This window comes from Psychrobacillus sp. NEAU-3TGS (genome assembly GCF_029955155.1).
GTDB lineage: Bacteria > Bacillota > Bacilli > Bacillales_A > Planococcaceae > Psychrobacillus.
In genome coordinates this window covers 1,237,772-1,262,753 of the sequence record NZ_JAPNOZ010000012.1, presented here as the reverse complement: position 1 = coordinate 1,262,753, position 24,982 = coordinate 1,237,772, and the positions used below count along the sequence as shown (strand labels likewise).

General features: G+C 37.2%; 20 protein-coding genes. 18 read left to right on the top strand and 2 right to left on the bottom strand.

Features of this window, described 5'->3' with window-relative positions; genetic code table 11:
- The first annotated feature begins 2 nt into the window (after positions 1–2).
- The 18 genes from OR571_RS22545 to OR571_RS22460 all read left to right on the top strand — a co-directional run bounded on the left by OR571_RS22545 (position 3) and on the right by OR571_RS22460 (position 22,559).
- A complete protein-coding gene (locus OR571_RS22545; RefSeq protein ID WP_282246210.1) occupies positions 3–1,118 on the top strand; it encodes a DegT/DnrJ/EryC1/StrS family aminotransferase in 1,116 nt (371 codons plus the stop codon).
- A 304-nt stretch (positions 1,119–1,422) separates the two neighbouring features.
- On the top strand, positions 1,423–2,163 hold the full coding sequence (locus tag OR571_RS22540; protein ID WP_282246208.1) for a hypothetical protein: 741 nt from the start codon (positions 1,423–1,425) through the stop codon (positions 2,161–2,163).
- A complete protein-coding gene (locus tag OR571_RS22535; RefSeq protein WP_282246206.1) occupies positions 2,160–3,173 on the top strand; it encodes a Gfo/Idh/MocA family protein in 1,014 nt (337 codons plus the stop codon). The genes OR571_RS22540 and OR571_RS22535 overlap by 4 nt, the downstream gene beginning before the upstream one ends.
- 206 nt (positions 3,174–3,379) lie before the next feature.
- Positions 3,380–4,696 (top strand): nucleotide sugar dehydrogenase, encoded by a 1,317-nt coding sequence (locus OR571_RS22530; protein WP_282246204.1) that lies wholly within the window; start codon positions 3,380–3,382, stop codon positions 4,694–4,696.
- 12 nt (positions 4,697–4,708) lie between these two features.
- The gene (locus OR571_RS22525; RefSeq protein ID WP_282246202.1) at positions 4,709–5,440 is read left to right on the top strand and encodes an acyltransferase; all 732 of its coding nucleotides are present in this window, start codon (positions 4,709–4,711) and stop codon (positions 5,438–5,440) included.
- A complete protein-coding gene (locus tag OR571_RS22520) occupies positions 5,441–6,856 on the top strand; it encodes a lipopolysaccharide biosynthesis protein (RefSeq protein ID WP_282246201.1) in 1,416 nt (471 codons plus the stop codon).
- A 14-nt stretch (positions 6,857–6,870) separates the two neighbouring features.
- Positions 6,871–8,463, top strand: a complete 1,593-nt coding sequence (locus tag OR571_RS22515; RefSeq protein WP_282246199.1) for an asparagine synthetase B family protein — start codon at positions 6,871–6,873, stop codon at positions 8,461–8,463.
- Positions 8,460–9,524: a non-hydrolyzing UDP-N-acetylglucosamine 2-epimerase gene (gene wecB / locus OR571_RS22510; protein ID WP_282246198.1), complete on the top strand. Its 1,065-nt coding sequence runs from the start codon at positions 8,460–8,462 to the stop codon at positions 9,522–9,524. Before OR571_RS22515 ends, wecB begins: the two co-directional genes overlap by 4 nt.
- Before the next feature lie 413 nt (positions 9,525–9,937).
- Positions 9,938–11,203, top strand: coding sequence for an oligosaccharide repeat unit polymerase (locus OR571_RS22505; RefSeq protein WP_282246196.1), 1,266 nt, complete (start codon positions 9,938–9,940; stop codon positions 11,201–11,203).
- A gap of 25 nt (positions 11,204–11,228) precedes the next feature.
- Complete coding sequence (locus tag OR571_RS22500) at positions 11,229–12,344, top strand: glycosyltransferase (protein WP_282246194.1); 1,116 nt, start codon at positions 11,229–11,231, stop codon at positions 12,342–12,344.
- Positions 12,341–13,405: a glycosyltransferase gene (locus OR571_RS22495; protein WP_282246193.1), complete on the top strand. Its 1,065-nt coding sequence runs from the start codon at positions 12,341–12,343 to the stop codon at positions 13,403–13,405. Before OR571_RS22500 ends, OR571_RS22495 begins: the two co-directional genes overlap by 4 nt.
- Before the next feature lie 149 nt (positions 13,406–13,554).
- The gene (gene galU / locus OR571_RS22490) at positions 13,555–14,418 is read left to right on the top strand and encodes a UTP--glucose-1-phosphate uridylyltransferase GalU (RefSeq protein WP_282246192.1); all 864 of its coding nucleotides are present in this window, start codon (positions 13,555–13,557) and stop codon (positions 14,416–14,418) included.
- A gap of 13 nt (positions 14,419–14,431) precedes the next feature.
- On the top strand, positions 14,432–15,652 hold the full coding sequence (locus tag OR571_RS22485; RefSeq protein WP_282246191.1) for a glycosyltransferase family 4 protein: 1,221 nt from the start codon (positions 14,432–14,434) through the stop codon (positions 15,650–15,652).
- 80 nt (positions 15,653–15,732) lie between these two features.
- Complete coding sequence (locus OR571_RS22480; protein ID WP_282246190.1) at positions 15,733–16,773, top strand: LCP family protein; 1,041 nt, start codon at positions 15,733–15,735, stop codon at positions 16,771–16,773.
- A 618-nt stretch (positions 16,774–17,391) separates the two neighbouring features.
- Positions 17,392–19,995 (top strand): SH3 domain-containing protein, encoded by a 2,604-nt coding sequence (locus OR571_RS22475; protein WP_282246189.1) that lies wholly within the window; start codon positions 17,392–17,394, stop codon positions 19,993–19,995.
- Positions 19,996–20,013: 18 nt separating this feature from the next.
- Positions 20,014–20,718, top strand: coding sequence for an SH3 domain-containing protein (locus tag OR571_RS22470; RefSeq protein WP_282246188.1), 705 nt, complete (start codon positions 20,014–20,016; stop codon positions 20,716–20,718).
- Positions 20,719–22,251 (top strand): SpoIID/LytB domain-containing protein, encoded by a 1,533-nt coding sequence (locus tag OR571_RS22465; RefSeq protein WP_282246187.1) that lies wholly within the window; start codon positions 20,719–20,721, stop codon positions 22,249–22,251.
- 146 nt (positions 22,252–22,397) lie between these two features.
- Positions 22,398–22,559 carry a hypothetical protein gene (locus tag OR571_RS22460; protein ID WP_282246186.1) on the top strand — a complete coding sequence of 54 codons (162 nt, stop codon included), beginning with the start codon at positions 22,398–22,400 and terminating at the stop codon, positions 22,557–22,559.
- Between the two features lie 529 nt (positions 22,560–23,088).
- Here the strand turns inward: OR571_RS22460 and OR571_RS22455 are convergent.
- Positions 23,089–24,246, bottom strand: a complete 1,158-nt coding sequence (locus OR571_RS22455) for a CAP domain-containing protein (RefSeq protein WP_282246185.1) — start codon at positions 24,244–24,246, stop codon at positions 23,089–23,091.
- Positions 24,247–24,274: 28 nt separating this feature from the next.
- Positions 24,275–24,910, bottom strand: coding sequence for a YigZ family protein (locus OR571_RS22450; protein ID WP_282246183.1), 636 nt, complete (start codon positions 24,908–24,910; stop codon positions 24,275–24,277).
- Positions 24,911–24,982: the final 72 nt, after the last annotated feature.

Genomic DNA, 24,982 nt, shown 5'->3' with positions numbered 1-24,982 from the left:
AAATGAAAGTACCAATGTTAGATTTATCTGAGCAGTACGCATCTTTAAAAAGTGAAGTATTAGAAGCCTTAGATGGCGTTATGAGTAGCTCGCAATTTATCCTAGGGGATAATGTTAAAAAAATAGAGGCAGATCTTGCCAAGTATAGTCATGTTGCCCACGGTATTGGCTGTGGAAATGGGAGTGACGCAATTCACATAGCACTACAAGCTGCAGGAATCGGTGCTGGAGATGAAGTTATCACAACACCATTTACGTTTTTTGCTACCGGCGGAGCAATCGTAAGAGCTGGAGCTAAGCCTGTATATGCAGACATAGATCCGATTTCATTCAACCTAGATCCAGAAGAAATCGAAAAACATATCACAGAAAGAACAAAAGCTATTATTCCTGTACATCTATATGGACAAATGGCTGATATGGTTCGTATTCGTGAAATCGCGGATAAGCATAATTTAGTCGTTATAGAAGATGCTGCGCAAGCAATTGGTGCAAAACAAGGGGAATATACAGTTGGTGAACTAGGAGACGCTGCGACATATAGCTTCTTCCCAACGAAAAACCTTGGTGCGTACGGTGACGGTGGAATGGTCGTAACGAATAATGACGATATTGCAGAAAAAAGTCGTGTTATTCGTGTACACGGAAGTAAGCCAAAGTATTACCATAGCGTACTTGGATATAACAGCCGTTTAGATGAGTTACAAGCTGCTGTACTAAATGTGAAATTCCCTCATTTAGATACATGGAGCGAACAACGTAAAACACATGCAGATTACTATACGGCTTTATTAAACGAAAAAGTGGCTGACCATGTAAAAACACCTGTTGTTGTTGAAGGTTTCCACCATGTATTCCATCAATATACGATCTTGATAGAACGTCGTGATGAATTACAAGCGTACCTAAAAGAGAACGGTGTATCTACAATGATTTACTACCCACTACCATTGCATCTACAACCTGTTTTTGAAAGCTTAGGGTATAAAGAAGGCGATTTCCCTAAAGCGGAAAAAGCTGCAAAACAAGCACTTTCTTTACCAATGTTCCCAGAGCTAAAAGAAGAACAACAACAATACGTTGTAGAGAAAATTGCGGAATTTTTTGCTGGAAAATAATGTGATGCTCAATAGTAGAGGGAGACGTAATTGTTACGTTTCCCTCTTACTGCCTGTTAGGAGTTAATTAACTTCATTCAGTACTTGTTTGCAATGTAATTGTAAGGAAAACAAACGGAAAGTAATTATTCGATTCAGTAAGGGACAAAGCCCCCTGCTGAATAAAGTTAAAGCCTCCGGCGGATGCCACAGATTTTTTAGCGGAATTTATCGAACAAGTCGATAAAAATCTGGGCGCAATGTTTCCTGCGACGAGCTTGCGCAGGAGCAAATTCGGCAAGGCGAATTTGATAGGAGAAGTGTAATGACGGAAAATAAAACATATCGATTGTATGATTCATTGGAGTTTTTCTGGAGGAAAAAGATTTGGTTTATCATTATCCCTGTAATTGTTGCCTTACTTGGATACGTAGGATCGATGTTCATCCCTAAGGACGGAGAATATGTTGGGAGAAGTACAGTATTCACTGGATCGGTAACGCTGGATGCGCTAACAAATCCTGACCATATTATGACGAATTACGGACAACATTTTACTGGAAAAGCCGAAGTGTTTGTCCCTACTAGAAAATATATTAAAGCAGAAGTTTATGGGGATAATAAAGAGCAAGTAACAAAAGAACTTGCACAATTTGATAAACAACTGATGGAAAGTTTAATGGAGCAAAACGATAAAGTAATTGATGGAACTCAAAGATATGCTTTAGCGCAATCGGCGAGGATTAAAACATTACAACAAGGTATCGAATCGTATAAACAAGCTTTAGCAGATACGGATAACTTAACAGTAATAAACAACTATACTACTTTGCTTAGCCAAGCAGAGATGGATCTAACAAATTCAATGGCAACTGAACAGCGTGTACGCAATGATATTATCTCGTATGAAAAACCTTCAGTTGCTAAAGCAGCATATGTAGTAAAAACGAAATCCTATGGACTGGAAGCGGCAGTAGCTGGACTTATCTTAGGAATTTTGTTTACAATCCTTATTTTATCTTTATGGAAATACATCTTAGAAGCAAGAGGGAGTAAAAGAGCATGATCCAATTTGCAATTGTAGGTATGGGTTTCATCGCAGATAAGCATATAGCTGCCATTCGCAATACAGAAGGCGCTAATCTATTTGCCGTTTGTGATACAAACCCAGAACGACTAGTAATAGATGATGAAAACGTGTTAAAGTATACAGATTTAGAACAAATGCTAACAGATAATCCACAAATTGATGTAGTAAATATTTGTGTACCATCTGGCTTGCATGCAAACTTAACAAAAATTGTAGCAAAGCATAAAAGACATATTATTACAGAAAAACCGATGGCACTGAACTCTGCTGATGCGAAAGAAATGATGGAAGTAGCTGAAGAACAAGGTATTAAGCTTGCAATCGTTCATCCAAACCGCTATCGTCCAGCTATTATGGAAGTACGTGAACTGATGGATGCAGGAAAGTTCGGTAAGCTAAGTCATGCGAATGTAACTGTTCGTTGGAATAGAGGACAAGAATACTACGACCAAGCACCATGGAGAGGTACGAAAAAGTTTGATGGTGGCGTATTGATGAACCAAGCAATACATAATTTAGACTTACTGCTTTGGTTTATGGGACCAGTAAAATCAGTACAAGGAATGGTAGCAACAAGATTCCGTAATATTGAAACAGAAGACGTTGCAACTGCACTAATCGAATTTGAAAGTGGAGCACTTGGAGTTGTAGAAGCTGCGACTACCGTTTATCCACAAAATTTAGAAGAGTCTTTGTCTATTTTTGGCGAAACAGCTAGTGTGAAAGTTAGCGGTAAAAATGCATTATTCATCGAAACATGGGATGTAGAAGGCTATGCGGAAGACGAAGTAGAAGCATTAAAAGCGAAAATACAAAATGAGCCTTGGGGTAAAAAAGGACATGACTGTATACTAGCAGATATGGTAGCAGCGATTAACGAAAACCGTGAACCAGCTGTTAGCGGATTAGATGGCTATAACCCAGTACGTTTAATAGAAGCAATTATCGAATCATCCGAAACAGGAAAACGAATTACGTTTTCGTAATTAAAGGCTTGATTTGATGTAATTGTTGATTAATCCACATTTACTTGATTGTAGTGGAAGGGGGCGACTCCAGCGGGAAAAGCGAGACAGTCGAGACCCCGCAGGGAGCGTAGCGACTGAGGAGGCTTGACCTCGCCCGCGGAAAGCGTCCGCCTGCAACGGAGATCAACTTAATTTATATGCTTAACTAAAAAGGAGAGACAAAAATGTCTACACACTATGAAGAATTATTAGCAAAAATTGAAAACCACACAGCCGTAATCGGAGTGGTTGGATTAGGATATGTTGGTTTACCACTTGCAGTTGAAAAAGCGAAAGCTGGGTACAATGTAATTGGTTTCGATGTACAAGAATCAAAAGTAGAGCAAGTAAATAAAGGTATTAACTATATCGGTGATGTAGTAGATAATGACTTAAAAGATATGGTAGACTCTGGTCATTTAAGAGCATCTTCTGACTACGGTTCCATCAGTTCAGTGGACGCAGTTGCAATTTGTGTTCCTACACCACTTGATATTTACCAACAACCAGATACTTCTTATGTAGAAAGCTCTGTAAATGAAATTGCAAACTACGCAAAACCAGGAACATTAGTCGTACTTGAATCGACTACTTACCCAGGTACAACAGAAGAAATTATCCGTAAAGCATTAGAAGATAAAGGATTTACGGTTGGAGAAGATATTTTCATCGCTTACTCTCCAGAACGTATCGATCCAGGTAATAAAAGCTTCAACACAAAAAACACACCAAAAGTAGTTGGTGGTATTACAGAAAAATGTACAAATGTAGCAGCAGCATTATACAGCAGTGTGTTAGATGGTGACGTGCATAAGGTTTCAAGTCCTGCAATTGCAGAAATGGAAAAAATCTTTGAAAACACATTCCGTCATATCAATATCGCACTTGCAAATGAAATGGCTGTTCTTTGTGAAAAAATGGGCATCGATGTTTGGGAAGTAATTGATGCAGCGAAAACAAAACCATACGGCTTTATGGCATTCTATCCAGGTCCTGGTCTTGGCGGTCACTGTATTCCAATCGATCCATTCTACTTAACATGGAAAGCTAGAGAATATAACTACCATACAAAATTAATCGAGCTTGCTGGAGAAATTAATAACGCAATGCCAGACTATGTTATTAACCGTGCAATGCAAATTTTAAATGATGACGGAAAAGCACTTCGTAATGCTAAAGTTCTTTTACTAGGCGTAGCTTATAAAAAAGATATCGATGATATGCGTGAATCTCCATCATTAAAATTAATTGAACTTTTAATGCAACAAGGTGCAGATTTCAAATCAGTTGATCCGCATGTAGATAAATTCAGAGTGAATGGTGAAACATTAGAAACTACTGAATTAACAGATGAACTATTGGAACAGGCAGATATCGTTATTTTAGCGACAGACCACACTGCATTTGACTATGCGAATATCGCACAAAAATCCAAAGTAATTTTTGATACGCGTAATGCATTCAAAGGTATTGAAATGACAAATCGTTATATCAAACTGTAAGGGGCTGTAAATATGAACTTTATACATGAAACTGCTGAACTTGGCGAAAATACAACAGTTGGTCATTTTTCTGTAATAGAAGAAGGAGCAAAAATAGGTGCCAATGTTCGCATTGGTAATAGAGTAACAATCCATGCTGATTCTATTATCGGTGAGGGCACAACAATTGATGATGGAGCGGTAGTTGGAAAACAACCAAAACCAGCAAAAACGAGTACGATGCAAATTACAAAGGAAATTCCAGCATTACAGCTTGGTAAAGAATGTACGATTGGCGCAAATACGATTGTCTACCGTGGTGCAGTAGTGGGGGAAAGTACATTAATTGCTGACCTAGCAACTGTACGTGAAGATGTAGAAATTGGATCGTTCGTTATAATCGGACGCAATGTTACAGTAGAAAACTTTGTAACAATTGGTGACCGTACGAAAATTCAATCGAACTCTTATATTACTGCACACTCTACTTTAGAAGATCATGTGTTCATCGCACCTTGTGTGACGACAACAAATGATAATTTCATGGGTAGAACTGAAGCTCGTTTTGATAAGATCAAAGGCGCAACTGTGAAAAGAGGAGCTCGTGTTGGTGGGGCGTCTATCATCCTTCCAGGCATTACTGTAGCAGAAGAAACTTTTGTAGCAGCTGGTGCGTTAGTAACTAAAGATACAGAAGAAAAAACATTGATTAAAGGGTTCCCTGCAAAATTTATGAAAAATGTACCTGAGGAGGAACTTCTCTAAGTGTTTTCTCAGCTAAAACGTTTAGGAGCGGATTCGCTCCTTTACGCATTTATGAATGTAGGCACGAAACTAATAGCTTTCATCCTCTTTCCATTGTATGCTCATTATTTAGTTGATACATCGCTAGTTGGTTTGCTTCAAATGGTCGATACAACTGTATCCATGCTGACTTTCCTAGTAATATTCGGAACTGACTCTGCACTAGCTTTTTATTATTTTGAGTATAAAGATAAAGAAACACGTGAAAAGTATGTGCGTTCGGTTATGACATTCCGTTTATCCTTAGTTGTCTTACTTTTTGTTGTGTTTTTAATCGGTGGAGATTGGCTGTCTGCTTTAATTTTAGAATCAGCGGGCTATTCTCAGCTATTTTATATTGCTTTAGGTACACTCGCCTTAGATACAATTGTTACACTAGTTTTAACTATTCTAAGATATGAGTTTCATACAAAAAGAGTGGTCTTTACAACTATCGGTAAAATGCTATTAATAGCAGTTGTTTCTGTCCTTTTCTTGATGTTTGTTTGGACTTCCTTAGAAGGTATACTTGTAGCTCGTTTAGTCAGTGTAGCTATTATTGTCTTCGTCCTTATAAAACCTGTTAGAGTATATTTGAAGCCATTGGTTGATAAGGTTATCTTAAAGAAAATCTTAGTATATGCAGCTCCGTTAGTACCAGCATCTTTAGCCTTTTGGATTATTGCCAATGCTAATAACTTCTTTATACGAGCATATGGCACATTAGACGATGTAGGTATTTATGGGACAGCTATTAAGTTTGCAACCTTTATCACATTATTGACTAGTGGGATACAGCTAGCCTGGAGACCATTCTCTATGTCATTGAAGGATAAAAAAGATAGCCCTCAATTATTTGCAACCTTATATGCGGCATTTTTATTAATTGGTAGTTTTGGAGTTTTAGCTTTAGCAACGTGCATGCCGTGGATTATTTTAGTTATGCCAGAGAATTTTAGAATTGCCTTTCAATATGTAGCACCAATATCCATTGCTACTTTTTTAAGTTTTTACTATATGATTGTTTCGACAGGGATATTTTACTCTAAACAGACAAAACACATTTCTATAGCATTTGGAATTGCAGCAGTTGTATCGATCGTATTGAATTTTGTGTTTGTTCCACATCTTACTATTTGGGGAACGGTTATTTCTTATATTGCAGCATATTTCTTAGCCTTATTTATGGTATTCCGTAAAAGTCAAAAGCTATATTTTGTACCCTTTTCTGGGTTTAAGATGGCTTGGACAATCGTGTGGCTAATAGCAGCAACCCTGTCAATCGTATATATTCAATTACATGATATAAATAGTTGGCTAATCTTAGGAGTGTGGATTGCATTCATCATCCTAGTACTGATCGTTCGAATGGACAAATATTTTGTGAAAAGAAAATAATGGGGGATAAAGACATGGCGAACAAATGTAAACTTAACCTTAGGCATAAAGAATTTTATCCTATACAAGGCGCTGGGTATGAAGGTTTTTTTAGAGGTTATTTCTACTATGAAAATCAATATGTCACCCATGAAAATTTTGTTGATGTATTTAATGAAGCGTTACCTGAAGAAATTACACAGTGGAATGGTGAATTTGCGCTAATCCTACAAACTGAAGACGAGACTACTTTGGTTACAGATAAGAAAAGAACCATTCCTTTGTTTTATTCAAAAAGTGAAACAAACGGTTGGATTGTACAGGATTTTATAGAGCCAAAAGCATCTATGTCCATTCGGAAAGACTCGGAGGAAGAACTTTTATTAGCTGGCTTTGTGAGTGGTGATAAAACATTATTCGATGGATGGTATCAACTTGAGGTTGCTACTATTGTTCATTTAAAAGAAAATGTCTCTAAGTATTGCTATTACTCGTACGTTACAGAAAAGGATCAGGATTCTTTAGATAATTTTGCTGAAGAGCTAGCTCATATTCTACATAATATTTTTGACGATTTAGTAGCAAGACTAGCAGGGCGCAAAATTATTCTCCCATTAAGCGGAGGATATGATTCTAGAATTATCGCTTTACTCTTAAAGGATAAAGGACTTTCCGATTCTATTATAACCTTTACATACGGTAGACCAGGAAATGGAGAAGCAACAGTTAGTAAACAAATTGCAGATCGTTTAGGCTTACAGTGGAAGTACTTTTCTTATGATAAGGTAATGTGGGAAGAGTTATATCGATCAAAGCTTTGGAAAGACTATGTAGTGTATGCTTGTAATGGAGCATCTGTAGCCCACTTGCAGGACTTTCCAAGTACAAAATTATTGGTGGAAGAAGAAGGCTTGGAAAACGCAGTATTTATACCAGGTCATTCTCTCGATTTCTTAGGAGGCAGTCATTTGCCTTATGAAGCAATTCTAGATAAAGAATTTACTTCACAGGAAGTAGTGGACTTCATTATTCCAAAGCATTTCCGGTTATGGCAATTAGAAAATGGGTTAAGCCATACAACTAGCGATATCGGTAAATCGGTAACAAAAGATGTCTCGTCCTACAAAACACTAACGAATGAACGAGTAACTTCTATAATAGATGAATGGAACTGGAAAGAGAGACAAGCTAAATTCATCATTAACTCCGTTCGAGTGTATGAATATTTTGATCAAGATTGGACCTTACCTTTATGGGATGATCGGTTAATTTACTTCTTTAGTAAAATACCGGCTGATATGAAATATAAGAAGTATTTATATGATTATGCATTACATAAAATGTATCCCGATTTTTATCCGTTACCACAAAAACCAGGTGCTGAAAATTCATTGAAAAATAAATATGGTGTATTATACCCTCTTTTACGGAAAGTGTATCGTAAGCGAAAATTGTATAGACAATATTTCGAAGAACCAATGGAATGGTATGGAATTTATCCAACCTATAAACAATATAAACAATCTCTTTCTTTTAAAAGAAATGGTACAAAGTATATGCACCCATATAATATAAATGCATTTATAGCCAAAGATATGATTCAAATGATGAAGGAGCTGGCGAAATGAAAGTCTTAACAATATTAGGAGCAAGACCTCAATTTATAAAAGCTGCAGCAGTTTCCCGTGTAATCCGCGAAGAAGTTACAGAGCTTATCGTACACACGGGGCAACACTATGATGCCAACATGTCGGATATCTTTTTTGAAGAGTTAAATATACCAAAACCCGATTATCACCTAGGAATCGGCTCTGGAAATCACGGAAAACAAACAGGTGAGATGTTAGCTAAAATTGAAGACATAATTTTAACTGAAACACCGGATTATGTACTAGTTTATGGTGATACTAACTCTACACTTGCAGGTGCACTTGCCGCGGCTAAACTACATGTCCCGATTGTTCATATCGAAGCAGGGCTAAGAAGCTTTAATAAGAAAATGCCAGAAGAAGTAAACCGTATTTTAACAGACCATGTGTCAACTTTACTTCTTTGTCCAACAGAAACAGCTATCCAAAACTTAACTAACGAAAATATCACGGACGGCGTTTATAATGTGGGAGATGTTATGTATGACGCAGTTTTGTACAATAAAACACTTGCAAAATCTACTTCCACTATTTTAGAACGTGAAAACTTAAAAGCAAAAGATTATTTATTAATCACGATTCATCGTGCTGAAAACACAGATGATGTAGATCGTATGAAATCTATTTTAGATGCATTTAGTCAAATTGCAGAAACAAAAGTATGGCCAATTCATCCACGTACGAAGAAAAAATTAGAGGACTACGGCTTTAAGCTAGATCAAATTCCAAATTTAAAAGTAATCGAACCAGTAGGATATTTAGATATGCTTTCACTAGAAACAAGTGCAAAGAAAATCGTAACAGATTCTGGCGGAGTGCAAAAAGAAGCATATTTTGCAGAAGTTCCTTGTGTCACTGTTCGTGACCAAACGGAATGGGTTGAAACGTTGATCGAGGATGCAAATATTTTAACAGGTACAGATACAAATAAAATCGTGGAAGCTGTACAAAAACAAGTTTCTCCTTCTTATACACCTGTATTCGGAGACGGAAAAACAGCAGAGAAAGTATTAGCTTTACTGAAGGAAAAATCAATTTAATTCGGTATGGGACATACCCCAGCCTAATTAATTTGAAGCCTCCGGCGGATGCCACAGGTTTTTTGAGGGATTAACGACTGCATGACCTACCTCGTGTAGGCTACCAGCTCTATAAAGTGAAACTTCAATCAGTGGGAGTTTCTTCATCCCCACTGATTGTTAGTTGAACCAATCGGGCTTTTAGGGCAGTTGATCTCCCACTTATCTTTTCGCTTTTCTTAAATTTTGAAGTAGGAGTCTTACTGCCCGTTAATGCGGGATAAAAATCTAGGCGCAATTACGCCGAGACGTAATTGATGAAAATAAAGTAGGTGTGAGCATTGTTAATTTTTAGCATATGGCTCTTTACTGTGGTGGCTTCCACATACCTTTTTAAAAAGGTTTCTGGAAGCCTTTCTCTTGTAAAGCCAAATATGATTACCATTATATATTATTATTCTTTCCTTATCTCCAGTTATATTGGCGGATTATTAATAGCTTTAGGAATAGATGATTACTATATGATCAAAAGAATGGACCATGAGGAATATCGAATCATTGGATTTGTTTTATTGACGATATTAATGATTTTGTTCCCACTTACGCAATTAGTTGTAGGAAGAATTTTAGGTTTTAATGCATCATTAGAATTTGATCGTTACCTACATGAACCCGTTCGTACAAGTGTAGATAAGAACCAACGTATATTTAGACTTGCATTTTCGGCACTTGCTGCCATTTCTGTTTTGGCAGTTGCCTTTACATTATTAAAAACGAATACGGTTCCGATTTTCGAACTGTTAAAAGGAAATGTGAAAGATCTTGCACAGATGAGAATCGATGCAGCCAGAGGATTTAGCGGAATTTCTGTCTATATTCGTAATATATTCGGAATTGCTTTAACTCCTGTACTATCCATTATTGCTTTTGTATATGCTACGCAGTCTAAAGCTTTATATTGGAAAGTTGTATTTTTTATGCTGTTTGTTTCTTCTGTGTTAATTTCTGTTTACGATTTAGCTAAATCGCCTATTTTCTTTTATATCATCATGCTGTTACTCGCAGCTGTGTATACGGGTCGTTTAAAGCTGAACTGGAGAAGAATCAGCGGATATATATTAGCAGGTAGTAGCTTATTAGTGGTTATGTATGTTGCTATTCAAGGCGTGACAGAAGTTAAAAGCTTCTTGTCCTATAATTCTGGTCCAATCGGTCGAATTATTCTAGCGCAAATTTCTCCATTCTTTTTACATTTGGATACTTTTTCTCATTCCATTGCTTTACTGGAAGCGAAAGGTCTGCCTTCATTTATCGCAAAAATCTTTGATGTAGAACAAGTTCGTTCCGCAAGGATGGTAATGGAAAATGTCTTCCCGGAAAATATAGACAAAGGTACTGGCGGAGTGCTAAACACGATATTCTTAGGTGAAGCGTTTGCCTCTTTTGGTTACTTAGGTGTCATTATAGCAATAATTTACATTGCCATCGTCATCCAATTACTTTATATTGTATTTTTACGTTTACCGAAAACACCAGTTGTCCTTGCATTGTTTATTTATTTCACAATTAATATTCCAAGAACACTTGTTGGAGGAGTTTCTGACTTCTTCTTTAATCCGGTTTGGATCATGTTAACTGTTGTTTTAGGTGGATTGTTCGTCCTAGAAGGATATTTTCACATCATTGGCGCTTCGTCATGAATATACGTAAGAAAAGAGTGAAGGCATGAAAAATATCATTATTTACTATCCTTTTACGGTTGCAGCGAATCCGAAAAGTGGTTCCGCGATTCGTCCAGTGGAGATGATCAAAGCATTTGAAGCATACGCGAAAAAAAATGACCTAGAGCTCCTCATTATTTCTGGAACGAGTACGGAACGTCGCCAGCAGTGGAACAAATTAGTAGAAGAGAAAAAATACGAGCAGACATTATTCTGTTACTCAGAAAACCAAACGATTCCATTATGGCTAACTGATCCCGGACATATACCGAAAGACTGGAAAATCGATAAAGATGTTTTTCAAACTCTAAAGAAACATCATGTCCCGATTGGCGTCTTTTATCGTGATGTCTATTGGAAGTTCGATGAGTTGTATTCGTTAAAGGGCTTGAAAAAATTCATCATGCAAACTATTTATAAAAAGGAAGAAAAATTATACGGCAAATATATGCATACTATCTTTTTACCGAGTGACGCAATGGGCAAATATGTGAATATAAACACAGCAAAAATGGCGCTACCTCCTGGAGGACGATTCACGGAGATAAAAACGAATAGTAATGCTATCGGAAAGCCGTTTAAAGGCATATACGTTGGTGGTATTAATAATGATGATTACGGGCTACCTACTTTAGTAGAATCGTTTGCGTTGTTAAATAAAGACGGTATAAAAGGTGAGTTAGTCATCGTTTGTCGAGAAGATGAATATACAAATCTGAGTGATTCGGATAAAGAGAAGTTATCGAAGCCGTATATCGATTTAAAGCATGTAAGTGGTGCAGAGCTTCAACAAGTTTATACAGAAGTAGATTTTGCGTTTATACCGCGAAAAAGATCGATTTATAACGATTTTGCGGTTCCTATCAAATTAGTAGAATACTTAACAGCAGGACTACCAATTATTGCGACAAATTGTTCTGCACAAGAAGATTTTATCCTGTCAGGTCCTTACGGAGTAATCACTGAGGACGATGCAGCAAGTCTTGTCCAAGGAATGCTGGATATTCAGCCACAATTTGAATCGTATAAGAGAAATATCGAGCAATCATTTTTACAGCAGCATGCATGGAACGAACGTGCCGAACAAGCTGCACAAGCGCTTTTAGGAGGTCAACAATGAAAATTGCATTATTAGCCCCAAGCAGGTCGATCCATACGCAAAAATGGGCATTGTTTTATCAATCACAAGGCATTGAAGTGAAAGTATATACATTCAAAGATCATTATTCAGAGGACAATGCTAAACTAGTTCCGACCGAAATCTTACCTAAATTACTTCCAAGCAAAGCTTCCTATTTAGCAGCGGCACCCGGTTTGAAAAAAATGCTAAAAGAATGGAATCCAGATGTTTTGCATGCACATTATGTATCCAGCTACGGGTTATTAGGTGCGATGGTTAACTATAAAAAGTTTTTCGTATCCGTCTGGGGCAAAGACATTTTCGTCGTTCCTAGAAAGAGCAAGCTCAATCAAAAGCTGATTGAGTTTACATTAGATAAAGCAACAGCTATTTTTTCAACAAGCCATGTAATGGCGAAAGAAACAAATCTATATACAAACAAAAAAGTAGAAGTAACACCATTTGGGGTAGATATTGAGCAATTTTATCCTGCGCCAGAAGGGCAAGAGACAGAAGATAAAATTATTATCGGAACGGTTAAAGCGTTAGAAGATAAATATGGAATTGCGGATTTAGTAAAAGGCTTTGCTTTATTCCATAAAGAGTTTCCAAACTCTGAACTTCTCATAACAGGTGATGGTCCACAAAGAGCCGAGTATGAACAACTAGCAAAAGATTTAGGGATAGCAGATGTTACTACATTTACTGGAAAAGTTCCAAACACAGAAGTACCTGCTATAATTCGTAAAATGTCGATTTTTGCTGTACCATCTACAGAGGACAGTGAAAGCTTCGGCGTTGCCGCGGTGGAAGGAATGGCTTGTGGTGTACCGGTTGTCGTATCGAACGTCGGCGGCTTACCAGAAGTAGTCGTCCAAGATGTGACTGGCATCGTGGTCGATAAAAATAGTCCAGACCAGTTAGCAACTGCATTTAAAAAACTGGCAAGAAACAGCGATTTACGAGCTGTTATGGGAAAAGCCGGGGTAGCTCATGTGAAAGAGCATTATAGCTGGATAGATAATGCGCATTATATGCTTTCATTGTATGAAAAATACTGATCAGACCGTTGACAAACGCTTTCATTCTTCGTTACTTGCACATCGTTGTAAGCTCATGAACTTTAGTTCAATTCGCTTCCGCCTTGTCCTGCGTGCCTCGACTGAGAAGCGTTTTCAAGACAGTCTGATAATTCGAAAGGTGATGGAATATGATAAAAAAGGCAGTCATTCCTGCAGCAGGATTTGGAACTCGTTTCTTACCTGCAACGAAAGCTTTACCAAAAGAAATGCTACCAATCGTAGACAAACCAAATTTACAATACATTATTGAAGAAGCGATTGCTTCGGGAATTGAAGATATTATTATCGTAACTGGACGCAACAAAAAATCGATGGAAGACCATTTTGACAAATCAATCGAGTTAGAGCTTCTGTTGAAAAATACAGGGAAACATGAATTACTAGAGACAGTTGAGAATATTTCTAACTTAGTGGACATTCATTATATGCGTCAAAAAGAACCACTGGGACTAGGACATGCTATTTTATGCACGAAAAAATTCATCGGCAACGAACCATTTGCGGTTCTGCTACCGGATGATATTATCGATGCTGAAGTACCTGCTTTAAAGCAAATGATTGAGAAGTACGAAGAAGTAGAAAGCAGTATTTTAGGTGTCAATGAAGTTCCAGACGAAGACGTTCATAAATACGGAATAGTTGAATATAGTGAATCAGATAATGATTTGTTTACAGTGAAGCGCTTAGTGGAGAAGCCTTCAATTGAAAATGCACCATCCAACCAAGCGATTGTAGGACGTTATATTTTATCACCTGCCATTTTCGATGAACTAGAAAAAGTACAACCAGATGCGAAAGGTGAGATCCAGTTAACGGATGCAATTGATTCATTGTTAGCAAAAGAGTCTATTTACTCTTACATATTCGAAGGAAAACGATATGACGTTGGGGATAAATTTGGATTTTTACAAGCAACTTTTGACTTCGCATTAAAACGGGACAATTTAAGAGAGCCGTTACTTGCGTACTTGAAGAATAAATTGAAAGATTAAAGCGGTGAAAGCTATGCGTATCGTATATTTATGTCAACATTTCCCACCTGAAACAGGTGCTCCACAAATCCGTGTATATGAGGTTAGTAAAGAACTTCTCGCTCAAGGGCATGATATTCAAGTAGTGACTGCTTTTCCTCATCATCCACATGGAATTATTCCGGATGAGTATAAAGGGAAAAAATATGAATTTGAAAAATGGGACGGAATTCCTGTCCACCGAACTTGGATTTACCCTTCGAAAAAGGGAACTTTCTATAAACGATTAGTGTCTTATTTTTCCTTTACTTTCAGTTCATTTTACGGGCTAATGAAAGCAGGAAAAGTAGATGTTATCATTGTAAATTCTCCGCCAATCTTTTTAGGGTTAACTGGCCTACTTAGTGCCAAACTAAAAGGAGCGAAATTTGTTTTCAATGTGGCGGATGTTTGGCCGGAGTCTGCTGTGAAGCTAGGACTTGTAAAAAATAAGTTTTTTATTAAGCTTGCGGAAATTTTAGAGTCGTTTTTATACAAACATTCTTGGAAAATTGCTACTGCTACAGATGGTATTAGATCGTATATTATTAATCACTCTCAACCAGAGGATAAAGTATTTGTTTTACCAAATGGCGTAAACACAAACTTTTTCCAACCGGCAGAAAAAAATTCGGAGTATGTAGAGAAATTCGACTTACAAGATAAATTTGTCTTTGCCTATGGTGGTAATCTTGGTTATGCACAAGGATTAGAGTTTATATTATATGCAGCTAAAAAAATGCAAGAAACTGTTCCACATGCCCATTTTTTAATCGCAGGAGCAGGTCCAGAAGAAGAAAAACTTCATCAGCTAGCGAAAGAATTAGGTCTGCAAAATCTTACTTTTTTAGGCCACTTACCTTTAAAAGAAATGCCGAAGCTATTTTCGGTAACGGATGTAAGTATCGTGCCATTACGCGATATCGCTTTGTTTGAAGGGGCACGCCCATCCAAAATTTTCCCAGCAGCATCTTCTGGTGTACCAGTGCTCTACTGCGGAAAAGGAGAAAGTGCGCGAATCGTGACCGATAACAACATTGGATTAGTCGCAAAACCTGAAAATGTCGATTCTATAGCAGAAACTATGTTCCATTTTGTCGAAATGGATGAAGAAAATCGGGAAAAAATGAAACAAAGCGGAAGACAACTTGCGCTAAATGAGTATAGCTGGGCTTCTATTGTCAAAGATCTTTTGCAAAACCTTACGAAGAAGTAATGGTCTTTTCCATATACATCGAGTAAAAATTTATGTATAATTGGTGAGATTATATTTTAACAGTAAAGTAGGGAAGTATTATGACTACTTCACGTCAAAAAAAGCGAAAAACAAAGACGAGAAGAAAACTTTTATATACAATACTTATTATTTCGATGGTGCTTTTCTCTGGAGTTATTGTGTTTGCCACAAATCTATCGCTTCAGACAAAAAATGCAATAAATAAAATATACGAGCCCTTGGAAAAGGATACAAATCCAACAGAAGAGGCAGAAAACAAGATCGAAAGTGCCAAAGCAGAAGACTCTGCATTTACCATATTATTAGCAGGTATCGAAAATGAAGAAAAAGCAAAATATGGTCGAGCAGACGTTTTAATCTTAGCAACAATTAATCCGAAGACAGAAAAAATCTCCTTGGTCAGTATTCCACGAGATTCTAGAGTTTATGTGCCTGACTTAGGATACCAGACTAAAATTAATCACTCTTATGCTTTCGGAGGGATTAACTATACGATCAATACATTGGAAGAAATATTAGATATTCCAATTGATTATTACGTTTCCACAGACTTTCAAGGTTTTGAAGACATCGTAGATACAGTAGGCGGTGTCGATGTAGATGTTCCATTTACCTTCAGCGCTCAGCTGACAGGTAGTTTAAAATGGAAGAAGTATACAGAAGGTCCTATGTTCTTAAACGGGAACGAAGCACTTGCTTACGTCCGTATGCGTAAAAAAGATCCTCAAGGGGATGCCGGACGTAATATCCGACAAAAACAAGTAATCCAAGAGATTATTAACAAAGCAACAAGCATAAGCAATATTGCTAACATCGATGATATGATCAAAGACGTCGGCAATAACGTCAAAACAAATATTCCATCTTCGGATTATTTTGGTTTGATCAAGACTTATCAAAACATCAAATCATCACCAATCGAGCAGCTTCAACTAGAAGGTGTTGACACCATGATAAGAGGAACCTCTTATTTCCTGATAGACGAAGAGTCGCTGGAAGAAGTGAAGAAACAACTGCAGCTTAACCTAGATGATTTCGGTCAAAACGCACAAAGTGAAATTAAATCAAAAACTGTCTCTGATTTAACGATAGGACAGTAAAACGAACAGCCTGAAATAGGCTGTTTTTTTTGTGGAAAAAATTTAATAGTCGATAGAGGTGAGAGATCTTGCTATTTAAAGACCCTATCTTGCGATTCTGAAAGGGAATCTTGTGATTAGAGGATCCTATCTTGCGATTCAAAGTGAAACTTGCGATTAGAGGATCCTATCTTGCGATTCTGAAAGGGAATCTTGCGATTAGAGGAACCTATCTTGCGATTCACAAAGGGAATCTTGTGATTAGAGGCCCTTATCTTGTGATTCAAAGGAGATCTTGCGATTCAAGTTGGAATTTGCAATTGGAAGCTCCTATCTAGAGATTCACTCATATATCCACTAAAAACTATTAGTTGGTATATAAATAGAAGTTTGGTATGAGCTAGGAGGAATTCAACGATGATTAACCCTTACTTGTGTTAATTTTTACAAGTGCTATTGGAAATTTATTTCAGCGATTTCGACCCTTGTTACGTTAGAAATCCAGTCAGCAGAGAATATGACAGAATTCTATTATATATATTACATTTCTATGACATTGGATTTAATTACATTAGTTGGATTGTTTTATGGGGATTAGTGCATTAAAATGGAGAAAACACAGGTTTCAAGGAGGAACAAATGAAAAAAGTAATCGCATCATCTGTCTTAGCAACTTCTGTTCTTTTGCCACTTAATCTTCTTGCGAGTGAATCACCAACTGCATATGCCGCTTCGAATTCATCTCTAGTTTTAGACGAAATTCAACAAATAGCAGGTACCACACAAAAAATAGGGAAATACGCTGCGAATATGCGAAGTGGTGCAACAACTTCCTATAGCAAAGTTGTTACAATCCCAGCAGGCACTTCTTTGGAAATACTAGATGCATTTACAAATGCGGAAAAAGAAGTCTGGTTTAATGTAGAATATAACGGTAAAAAAGGCTGGGTAACATCCGAATTATTCGAAATAAATGTTACAGCTGGTGAAAGTGGTGTAGTTATTAATGAGCCAGTTAAACCAATTGCTCAAACTGCAGTCAAAGCAGCTTCCACATCTACTGGTATTTCTTATGTGGGAACGACACAAAAAATAGGGAAAAATGCGTCGAATATGAGAAGTGGTGCAACAACTTCTTATAAAGTAGTTGCTACAATTCCAGCAGGAACTTCATTGAAAGTACTAAGTGCATTTACAAATGCCCAAAATGAAGTATGGTTTAACGTTGAATATAACGGTAAAAAAGGCTGGGTAACATCGGATTTATTTGTATTAAACGCTACAGCTGGTGAAACAGCAACTTCTATGAAAGTTGTACAACAAACAACTGTTCATAAAGGGGCAACTAAAAGTTACGCAGTCGTTTCCACAGTAAAACCTGGGACAACTCTCGTAATCCATCAAGAGTTTACAAATGCATCCAAAGAAAAATGGTTGCAGGTTACTTATGCAACTGGCAAAAAGGGCTGGGTACTTGCTTCTGCATTCGAAGATTCATCGATAGCAAGCAAAGTAGTGAGTAAAACATCTACTGTTCACTCTGGAGCAACGAAAAGCTATAAAACGGTAGCGACAATTCAAGTTGGAACGAAACTATCTATCCACCAAGAGTTTACAAACGCTTCCAAGGAAAAATGGTATCAAGTGACCTATGCAGTAGGGAAAAAAGGTTGGATACCTTCAGATGCATTTGAAACTGTTTCTACTGTACCCGAAAATCCAACACCTGAAACACCTTCTACTGATGCCAATATTGTAGATGAGAAAAATAGCTTAAGAGTTTCTGTACCTGTAGCAAATATGCGTTCAGGCCCAGCAATTACGTTCGATGTGGTGACTCAAGCGAGACAAAATGATGTATTTGATTCAAGTCAATATGCAACAGACGCTAAATCGGAAAAATGGTATAAAGTAAACACGACAAGTGGAGAAGCTTGGTTGCATCAATCCGTTGTATCCATCGGAGATTCTGTTGAAGAAACACCGATCGTTACACCTGGTGCAGGTGAAAAAGGGACGATTAAGAGAGCAAATGCTTTATTATACGCAAACAGCAATTATAATTCTGCAGTTCTACAAGGTCTTGCTAAAAACACAAGTTTTACCGTATTAAACAAATTGAAGGCTACAGACGGTACTACTTGGATTCAGATTAATGCTGGTGGTAAAGAAGGCTGGATCCCAGACTTTGAAGTAAATGACAATATTCCAACTAAATATGGGACGAAAACAGCTACTGTATACAACGGAGCAAGTGCTACTGCGAAAAAAGTAGACACAATTTATGTAAACACACCAGTAAGAGTGCTTCGTACATTGAATGGTTGGGTAAATATTGAAACACAAAGTGAAAAACGCGGATGGATTCAAGCTTCTATGCTTTCAGATGCTTCACCGATCCAATTATCGAATGGTCGAACAGAAGTAAGAAATGGTCAAAACTATATGGTATGGACCAAACCATCTAAATTCGATATTACTTATTCAACGCCTTCTGCGAATGTTTTACGCATATTTGGTAATCTATCAAATATAAACGAGATTAAATCCTCCGTTACTGGTGTGAAAAGTATGAAAGTAGAGAAAGTTTCTGGTGGAACTTCTGTTTTATTGATCACATTCGATCCTAATTACACGTATACAATTCGTGATTATGATAAAGAATTGACGATCAAAGTTGTACCAAAAGGATTAGCAGGTAAGAAAATCATCTTGGATGCTGGACACGGTGCAAAAGATCCTGGAGCAGTCGGACCAAATGGAAAGAGAGAAAAAGACGTTGTGCTTGCAACTGCTAAAGCATTACAAGCAGAGTTAGAAGCTGCTGGAGCAGAAGTAGTCTTAACAAGAAGTACAGATGTCTTCTTAGAGTTAAAACAACGCACAGATATTGCAAATAAATCGGATTATGATGCATTCATTAGTCTTCATGCTGATGCATTTAATGCTTCTTCTAAAGGTACGACGACGTATTATAATGCGACGGTTAACTTTAACGGACCGCGCAGCTTAACGCTAGCTAAGAGCATTCAATCGGATTTAGTAAAAGCAATAGGTACGTATAATCGTGGAGTAAAAGAACAAGTATTTTATGTAAATCGTATGAACGAACTTCCTTCTGTTCTTGTAGAGCTTGCTTTTATATCGAACCCAACAGAAGAAGCACAACTAGCTTCCGCTGCATTCCAGAAAAAAGCAGCAACAGGAATTCGAAAAGGATTAGAAAACTATTTCAAACAATAAGAGGGAGAAATGTATACGATGAAAAAGAAACTTTTAGCAACGGTTGGTGCAGTGCTAGGTTTAAGCTTACTGCTTACAATTACAGTGCCTAGTGCGACAAAAGCAAATTCCAACCTTTTACTTGCTTCTGTTGAATGGGTACAAGCCCAACTAAATCCTATTAATACAAAAGTAACTGCACTAGAAAAAAAAGTGGCTGAACAAGATGCGATTATTAAACAATTACAAAAAGCAGTTGCAGAAGGTGGAACGGTTGTAACGCCACCACCAACGACTACACCAGATCCTTCTACTGGTCTACCAGCAACTGTATATACGACTGGCAGTAGTGTAAAAGTGCATAGTGGTGCAACTCGTGACTACAAAGTATTAGCAACTTTCGGAGCAAATAAAGGACTAAAAGTAATCGATCAACATAAAGCGGCTACTGGTATTTGGTACCGCGTAGAAATATCTGCTACCGTAAAAGGCTGGGTATTCTCTGGTGATGTTACAACAACAAAACCGAGCAATGTCGTGCCTTCTGAAGTAGTAGCTAAACAAGCAGTGAACGTTAGAAAAGGTGCTACAACGAACTACAAATCACTTGAATTAGTAGCAAAAGGAACTTCTTTAAAATATTTAGATTCCTTCAAAAATGCTAATGGTGAAATATGGTACAATGTACAAACCGCTAAAGGAAATAAAGGTTGGGTGCTAAGTACGCTTACTGAGGTGAAATAATTGTTTAAACAACTAATAACTGGTCTATCAGTAGTTGCACTTAGTTTAGCAGTTTCCAATACTGCATTTGCCTACAAGCAAGAAAGTTATTCAAAGCAAGTTCGAGTCGAAGTGCACAACGCTTCCTCCACTTCGCTTAATCTAACTGGTATTTATAAGCTAGAAAACCTAACGACAAAAGAAATGTTTTTCGCATTACCGAACACACCGGTTACTTTTTCACAAGTGAACGGCGAAGTATCGATTTATCAATCTGGAGCTTCTATGTTCTCAGCGAACGGATTTGCTTTACATGCGTTAACTGGCAATGAAAAAATGGTTGTCTTCACATCAGATGTCGATGGAAAAAAAGGTGCAACTGCTGACTATGAAACAGTAAAATCCTATAAAGCTTTCCAAGGTGCAAACTTCGTAAATGAATTTACAAATGCAAATGGTGAAGTATGGTATTCGATTACAGACGAACAGGGTGCTTCTTCTTGGGTACCGGCTACTTATGCAAAGGTAGCGGAAGTTTCATCACTTCCACTTGGAAAAACACCAACTGGCACTCAGTTTCGCGGAAGCTTTAACGTTGTAAAATCTGGTGCAACTGTGCAAATAGTGAATCGACTAGATTTGGAAAACTATTTAAAAGGAGTTATTCCAAACGAATCGTATGCATCTTGGCATCAAGAAGCATTAAAAGCACAAACAGTTGCAGCTAGAAGCTATACATTAAGTAAAGCAGGCATTTTAAGTAGTACAACAAAAGACCAAATGTACAAAGGCTATACATCTGAACAAAAAAGCACCAATTCAGCTGTTGATGCAACAAAAGATTTAGTAGTGAAATCAAACGGCAAGCTCGTACAAGCATATTACTACGCTGCAAGTGGTGGTAAAACAGCGAATATCGGCGAGGTTTGGGACACTGCCCAAGTACCACAATTCGTATCTGTAGACGATTCCATTGAAAAGTCACCATACGATAACTGGACAGTTTCTATATCGAAAGCAAATATCCTGAAGAAGTTCGGATTTAGCAGCACCGATGTTTTGTTAGATGTAAAGCTAACAAAAGGTGGCTCTAACGGAGAAGTAACAGCTGTAACAGCTATTACTAATTCAGGAGAAAAAACGATCACAGGCAACGAAACAGTTATGAGAAACGTATTTTTAGATGCAAACAATGCATCCTTAAAATCTAGTTGGTATGATATTAGTTTCACTAAACCATCTGGCATAACGGAAGTTTCCGTGCAACAAACAAATGGAACAACGGATATCTCTTCCTTAACAGGTACATCTGTACAAACTGCAACTGGTGTAGAAACTATTCCAAGTGGTAATGTTAACATTCAAACAAATGAAGGCATCGTATCAACAACTGGAACAACCGGCGGTATCGATACCGTTACCGTAAAAGGTAAAGGCTTCGGTCACCGCATCGGCATGAGCCAATGGGGAGCAAAAGCCCGAGCTGACGCAGGTTGGACATACGACCGCATTTTGAAACATTATTACCAAGGTACAACAATCGAGAAGTACTAAAAAAGAGCAATCTCCTAAGTCATTTAATGACGGGGAGATGCTCTTTTTAGTTTGCGGTTAGGAATTCAGTAGTTGATTTAGAAAGAAACCTTTTTTAAAATCAATCGTATAAAATAGAGTAGAAGTTATATTAGGAGGTGTCATTCTTGGGACCGCTGTTTGAGTTATTAGGTTCACTAGGTACACTGCTATTTTCCTTTACAAAGGATGTAACAGAAGAAGAAATAGAGAAGAATATTAAATCTCTTCAAGAATACCAATGGTTTCAAAATTATCTTAAGGATATTAAATTTGAAAACTTAATTTAAGAATACAAAGATGTTCGTTATATTATAGGAAAATTTAACATTGAAAAAATGAAAAGTAAGACTAGGTATCAAATAAAATATCAAAAGAAAATTCATAAAGTGTTACTTAAAAATTCAAACTAACTTAATCTTTAATTGTTAAAATCTTCATATAAGTCTTTCTACATGCCGAATACCTTCTTAAATTTGCTAAGTATTTTCTACTGGTTAAAGGGTATATGACCAAAAAATAGTTATTATTTATCCTATAGAGAAGCGTAGAAGCACCTGAAATTTCATCTTCAGGTGCTTCCTTTATGAATTGGAAAGTATCTTTTCACTAATTATCCCAAAAGATCTTAACCTTACTTGTACTGTTGAAGGAGGGCGACGGATAGGCAGACGCAATAAGATTACCGAAAAAAAGAGAGACTGGTTCGTGACGACAGTCATGAACCAGTCTCTCTTATAAATTCAATCGGTAATGATATAGCAATAAGTCTCTCCAAAGACCTCTGTAAACATTCCAATAGGTTTTATACTAATCTAGTTAAGGCTTAATAAAATTCTCCGTATAATATGGAATAGACCCATACGTCCACTTAGCAAAGAAAACTCCCACACCAACATGTGTATACGCAGTGCTTACAATATTCTTACGGTGTCCAAGGGAATTCATCAACGCCTCGTGAGCAAAATAAGCATTCGTATATCCGGTTGCTATATTTTCCCCAGCATTCCTAAAAGTCACACCACCATTTGCAAGTCGATCAAACGGGGATTGCCCCTGTAAATTCTCATGACTGAAATACTCATTGGTCCCCATATCTACACTATGCTTTCTAGCAACCGTAGCCACTTTTGAAGCATTTTGCAAAACAGGAACTCCTTGAACTTTTCTTTCTGCATTAATTAATTCAAATAACAACGATTCATAACTAGCTTCCAAAGAAGCGGATTTCTTCGGATATAAATTCGGATTTTTATTCATTAATTGATAATCTACTAAGAGAATGGCAGAAATCTTACTGTCATTATGTACATCGATAAAAAAGTTAGCTTCGTATTTTGGTAATTGATACGTGATAATTTCGACGGGATATGTGTTGCCGGTCGTTTGATAATTCGTACCTAATTTATTTTCTAGTTCGCTAACTGTATTGGAGATTCCTACACCATGGACCTTATACTGCTTATCTTTAGTATAAAGAGATGCAATTTTATTGTTTAATAAACTGATAGCATAAAAGTTTTGATAGTTTTGATGATAAATAGAAGTGGAAGCTCCAAATTCATTGGTCACCTTTTTTTGCGCTGTTCCAAGCTTTGTTGAAACAGCTGTTGTCGAATCTCCAATCGTTAACGATGTAGAGGTATTCTTTACACAACTCAATTTTTGCTTGGATGGAGTTTGATACAAAATCGATGCATCATCCTTGATAACTAAGCCACCGCCTAGATGGTAATAGGTAGACTTATTTGCATAGACTCGATAATTTTCACCAGGATGTACCGTTCTTGAAAACTCGAAATTTCCGTTTACATTTTTGTAAATAGTCGTTGGTTTTTGAATGAGCACTCGCCCTATTTGACCTGACTTGAGCTCCACACCGTCCCAATACACAGGAGTGGTACAGGCTGCCGATGAAATCATAGGAGCAACACTTAAACTAAAAAGCAATAGGATTAATATGGATAACTTTTTCATTTCATCACCTCTTATGTAAAAGTATAATTCAATTCACATCAAATTCCAAAAATTCTTTGTTAATAACTTCAATTTTTGCTTGGCCGTTCGTCATTTCGATGATCCAGTTAGTAAATGTGATTTCCTCATTTGCTTCTGTGTAAACAAAAAATTCGACGGAATCTGCATAATTTATTTTTTTTAGGGGATAGGAAGAATTTCTTACTTCATTTTCTACCTTACCTAGCCATGTATAATCTACCTGTACTTTCATCAAATGATGCAACTTTCGCTCTACTACTTTTGCTGCGGCAATCCCTTCAGTTGTTGCTTTTCCATATGCCCGAATAAGACCTCCACCACCAAGTTTGATGCCTCCAAAATAGCGTGTGACGACTACTACTGTATCTTTTAACCCTTGTTTTTTTAGCACTTCAAGCATAGGTACACCGGCAGTCCCGCTTGGCTCACCATCATCGTTCGCTTTTTGGACATTATCATGCTCCCCAATTATGTATGCTGAACAGTTATGAGTGGCATCTCTATGCAGTTGTTTGATATTATTAATGAAATCCTGTGCATCCTGCTCGGTTTCGGCTCGTTCAACATATGTGAGAAAGCGTGACTTTTGAATGATGGTCTCGCTCTCCCCGTAACCTTTGACTGTATGGTAATCATTTCTCATAAAAATTTCCTCCCTGTATCATTTGAAATATACTTGTAAAGTAATTTTAATTTATTTTTAGTTATTAAGTGC